The 3,746-nt window shown below is 42.0% G+C and carries 4 protein-coding genes and 1 other RNA gene; 1 reads left to right on the top strand and 4 read right to left on the bottom strand.

What is annotated here, in order from left to right; genetic code table 11:
• The 4 genes from WBV75_RS13170 to ssrA all read right to left on the bottom strand — a co-directional run.
• Positions 1-95 (bottom strand): type II toxin-antitoxin system HigB family toxin (locus tag WBV75_RS13170; RefSeq protein ID WP_424121047.1); only part of this gene is annotated, 95 nt, incomplete at its 3' end.
• A 127-nt stretch (positions 96-222) separates the two neighbouring features.
• Positions 223-1,302: a Fic family protein gene (locus WBV75_RS13165; RefSeq protein ID WP_424121045.1), complete on the bottom strand. Its 1,080-nt coding sequence runs from the start codon at positions 1,300-1,302 to the stop codon at positions 223-225.
• Between the two features lie 287 nt (positions 1,303-1,589).
• Positions 1,590-1,766, bottom strand: a complete 177-nt coding sequence (locus WBV75_RS13160; protein ID WP_424121046.1) for an SDR family oxidoreductase — start codon at positions 1,764-1,766, stop codon at positions 1,590-1,592.
• A gap of 486 nt (positions 1,767-2,252) precedes the next feature.
• Positions 2,253-2,652: a transfer-messenger RNA gene (gene ssrA / locus WBV75_RS13155) on the bottom strand.
• A gap of 172 nt (positions 2,653-2,824) precedes the next feature.
• On the opposite strand from ssrA, the gene WBV75_RS13150 reads away from it, so the two are divergent.
• Positions 2,825-3,746 (top strand): NAD(P)-dependent oxidoreductase (locus WBV75_RS13150; protein ID WP_424121044.1); only part of this gene is annotated, 922 nt, incomplete at its 3' end.

The raw sequence follows: 3,746 nt of genomic DNA, 5'->3' as shown, positions 1-3,746 counted from the left end.
CTATAATGGTTCCCGCAAATATTAAAAATTATCTTACCATCATTCACAATATCAGCCGAACCAAAAAGTGATTTTATTTCATTTTTTATGCTCACCGAATAGGTGACTTTCTAATTGAAACTTCCATATTGGTGTCTTTTTTGGATGTAAATAGAAGTAAATAATACAATCTAAGTTCTATAAAAAAATGAAGACATAACATAGAAATCCTTTTCTCATAATTTATCTTTCCGTCAATAGATCAAAAAGTGGTCTATTGATATAGTAGTTCGCTGTCCCTATTCGTTTTTTTTCTAGCAATCTATCATCAGCTAACTTGTTGAGGTAGTTAGCTGCGGTCAATCTAGAAACTGAAAGGTCATTTATTACAAATTCAATTTTTGTATACGGATGTTTGAATAAGTTATTTAGTAAATCTTGACTGTAAAATTTATAGTTTGATCTCAACTTGTTCTTATAGTCAGTCATTAAACTTTTAATTTCCACAATCAATTTAATGGTGTCTTTAGATGTTTGTTCTACTCCTCTTATCATAAAAAGTAACCATTCCTCCCAATTATTTTTATCTCTTACTTCTTGAAGCAACCTATAGTAATCTGGTTTATGTCGAATGATATAGCTACTTAAATATAGAATAGGTAAAGTCTGCAATTTGTTGAGAATAAGATAAAGAATATTCATGATTCTTCCAGTACGTCCATTGCCATCATAAAAAGGATGGATGCTCTCAAACTGAAAGTGAATGATAGCCATTTTTACGATAGGGTCATAATCACTTAAATTATTGTCATTGATAAATTGCTCAAGGTTCTTCATGAGCCTTTGAATATCGGTCAAGTTTTGAGGTGGGGTATATACCGTTTCTCCCGTTGTACTATTTTTAAGTGCAGTACCTGGTAATTTGCGAAATCCAGCATTGTTTTTTTCCAATACTTCCTGTATTTCCAATATTACCCTATTGTTTAAGACTCCTTTTTTGGAGGTCAAAGCAAATCCATGTTTTAATGCCTCAATATAGTTTTGTACTTCTTTTGCATCAAGAGACCTAAAGACATCTAAATTTAATTCTGATTTGAAAAGGTCATCATGAGTAGTAATAATATTCTCTATGGCAGAACTATCTTTTGCCTCTTGTAGCCCCAAAGTATTGATTAATATTGTTTGATTTGGAATAGTAGCTGCAAGCCCTTTGAGCTCAGCCAAAGCAGCATGAGCAGCTGGCAAGCTTTTTAATACAGCTTTACTTTCCACATCAATGGATAATGGTAACTCCGATAAGTTATATCCGTTTTCTTGAGACACTATGTATAGATTTTTTAATTTTCTATACAAAGATAGTTCTTTACGTATAGAAAATCGATTTTTCTTTACATAATGAAAGTGATATGTATAGGTTTTGATTCTTCTTATACTAAAGATGGCATAATCAGAACATTGTGAATTGGGTTAAGACCATGCACAAACTCCGCCCATTGCCCTTCTTCCGTGCTATTTCCTCTAGCTCTCACCGCCATGCAATCAACGTCTAAACGTTTGGTCAAAAAAATGCAAAGGAGGATTAAAATTCATATTCCATTAAAAAAGATTTGTTAGCGCATGCCGCGATGCTGTGCACCGTCAACAGAAATAAATTCTCCGGCAATCCAGTTAGCGCGCTCAGAGCTTAGAAATACAGCAACATCCGCTATCTCCTCAGGGGTACCTAAGCGCCCGGCAGGAACCATAGAACGCGCCATGTCGTATAATTGGGGTTCATTATTCTTTATTTGGTCCCAAACCAGGGATTACCTTCGCTTTGCTCGGTGATCCCTTGAGATCCCGTCCTGCAATTACAAACCCTGTCCTGGCGCAGCCAGGACTTGGTTTTGTGTTCCCGAAAGGTTCACTCAAGCAAGCTTGGCTCACCTTCCTGAAACACAAAACCCCACCGGATTCCCAGTGGGGTTTGTGAGTGATCGTGGAGCCAGAGACGGCCGAACGGCTAAAGAAGCTCCGGCGGAGCTTCTTTAGTGAGGAGCGAGCGGGTGCGCTGGCCTTCGAATCCCGGAGGCGGAACAACTCCTGTGCCTTTTCGATTACCTCCCCCGGATTCCCGGGGTCGGTGATCCCTTGAGCTCCCGTCCTGCAAATGAAAACCCCGCCCTGGCGTGGCCAGGGCTGTTTTTTGCTTCCTGTCGGTTCACTCGTGCCAGCACGGATTCGCATCTAGGAAACAAAAAACCCCGCCAAATTTTGGCGGGGTTTTCATTTGATCGTGGAGCCGGAGGGATTCGAACCCTCGTCCAAACAAGCAATAACAATGCTTTCTACATGCTTAGTTTTTGTTTGGTTGTCGGCGCGTAACTGACCAAAAACCGCCCATTACGCACTTAGCTTCTTTAGATTTGCCCGGAAGCCGAAGCTACTTCCAGGCTATGTTGATTTTTATGGTGCCCCGAGAAGGGTCGCCATCAACAAGGGCTACCCGGGGACATTTAGCTTTCCCGCCTTGCGGGACTAGGCCTTAACTTACTATAATTCAGTTAATTAGGCTGCTAAAGCGTAGTTAGACTCGCCATTTAAAAAATGTGAGTTATGAGATTAACGAGCTGTATCCCAGCGCTCGGCATGCTTACATCACCACTGATCTCGCTGTCAAAACCAGTCGGCCCCATAATTCAAAGAACGATTTTCTTCGTTGTCCTTAACCGACCCAACGGATCGGGAAAGAACAGGCAAAGGTATGCATTTATTAGGACTAAACTCCCAAATTGTTCCTTTGAAAGTACTTGCATACCCTTGGGAATCCACCTATTTTTGAGCAAATTTCATACCAAAACGGCTTATGACCTTCGGATTGATACGCGAACGCAAGAACCCGCCTGATCACAGGGCTGTGCTCTCCCCAACAGCCTGCCAAAAAGTGCAGCATCGTTTTCCCAGGGCCCGGTTTTTGGTAGAATCTTCATCTGTCCGTGATTTCTCAGATCAGGAGTACCGTGAAGCAGGTATTGCCGTCGGAGAAGATATGTCTGGGTGTGATGTGCTCCTGGGGGTCAAAGAAGTCCCGATAGAGTCACTTATTCCGAATAAAAAGTATTTTTTCTTTTCCCATACCATCAAGAAACAACCCTATAACAGGGACTTGCTGAGAGCCATACTGAATAAGAACATCGAATTCTACGACCACGAGGTGATTACCAACCTGACGGGAAATCGCCTTGTAGCCTTCGGGCGGTATGCAGGCATAGTTGGGGCTTATAACGGGTTCAGGGCGTATGGCCTGAAGACCCGTAGCTATAAATTGCCAAAAGCTGAAACGCTTGCAGACCAAAAGGCTTTGATTGAGGAACTCCAAAAACTTAAGCTGCCCCCAGTTAAGGTATTGCTCACAGGCCGGGGTAGAGTGGGGAGTGGAGCCAAGGAAATGTTGGATGGCATGGGTATGAAAAAGGTATCAGTGCAAGACTATCTTTCAAAGGATTTTTCACACCCGGTGTACTGCCAGATCGATGCTTCATTTTACAACAAGCGAAAAGACGGAACCCGTGGAAATAAAGAGGATTTTATCGCGCATCCGGAACGTTATGAATCGAACTTTTTTCGATTTGCCAGGGTGACGGACCTCTACATCGCCGGTCACTTTTATGGGGACGGCGCACCTTATCTCATCACGAGGGAAGATGCGCGTCACCCCGATTTTAAGATTAAAGTCATTGCCGATATCAGTTGTGATATAGACGGTCCTATAGCCCCAACCATTAAGG

Source organism: Robiginitalea sp. (assembly GCF_049588695.1).
Classification (GTDB): domain Bacteria; phylum Bacteroidota; class Bacteroidia; order Flavobacteriales; family Flavobacteriaceae; genus Robiginitalea.
Note: the sequence above shows the minus strand (reverse complement) of the source record. Positions and strands in the feature narration are given on the sequence as shown.